This is a genomic window from Salinivibrio costicola subsp. alcaliphilus (assembly GCF_001996185.1).
GTDB lineage: Bacteria > Pseudomonadota > Gammaproteobacteria > Enterobacterales > Vibrionaceae > Salinivibrio > Salinivibrio costicola.
Genome location: NZ_MUFR01000138.1, coordinates 1 through 461 on the forward strand (window position 1 = coordinate 1; position 461 = coordinate 461).

The following is a 461-nucleotide window of genomic DNA, read 5'->3' on the forward strand; positions in this document are numbered from 1 at the left end:
CTGGGAAGTCATACTCTGAAAGTAGCTCACGGACTTCCATTTCAACCAGCTCAAGCAGCTCTTCGTCATCAACCATGTCACATTTGTTCATGAACACGAGGATGTTTGGAATACCAACCTGACGGCCAAGTAGGATGTGCTCACGGGTCTGTGGCATTGGGCCATCAGTCGCTGCTACTACTAGGATACCACCGTCCATTTGCGCAGCACCGGTGATCATGTTTTTCACATAGTCAGCGTGTCCTGGGCAGTCAACGTGTGCGTAGTGACGGTTTGGCGTATCGTACTCAACGTGAGACGTTGCGATGGTGATACCACGATCACGCTCTTCTGGTGCGTTATCGATTGACGCGAAATCGCGTGCAGCACCGCCGTATACTTTTGCAAGTACAGTACAGATAGCTGCAGTCAGCGTAGTTTTACCATGGTCAACGTGGCCAATAGTACCAACGTTAACGTGC

General features: G+C 50.5%; 1 protein-coding gene. It reads right to left on the bottom strand.

All coding sequences use genetic code 11. From position 1 onward, the window contains the following. Positions 1 to 461 (bottom strand): GTP-binding protein (locus BZJ21_RS15560; protein WP_131826361.1); only part of this gene is annotated, 461 nt, incomplete at both ends.